1 rRNA gene is annotated in these 256 nt (G+C 55.5%); it reads right to left on the bottom strand.

Annotated features, from left to right (window positions below):
* Positions 1 to 256: ribosomal RNA gene (locus KI350_RS22845) — 16S ribosomal RNA — on the bottom strand; the annotation flags it as partial.

The following is a 256-nucleotide window of genomic DNA, read 5'->3' on the forward strand; positions in this document are numbered from 1 at the left end:
AGTCTGGGCCGTGTCTCAGTCCCAGTGTGGCCGATCACCCTCTCAGGTCGGCTACGCATCGTTGCCTTGGTGAGCCGTTACCTCACCAACTAGCTAATGCGCCGCGGGTCCATCTGTAAGTGGTAGCCGAAGCCACCTTTTATAATTGAACCATGCGGTTCAATTAAGCATCCGGTATTAGCCCCGGTTTCCCGGAGTTATCCCAGTCTTACAGGCAGGTTACCCACGTGTTACTCACCCGTCCGCCGCTAACATC

This window comes from Bacillus sp. J41TS8, from assembly GCF_018333035.1.
Taxonomy (GTDB): Bacteria; Bacillota; Bacilli; order Bacillales; family Bacillaceae; genus Bacillus; species Bacillus paralicheniformis.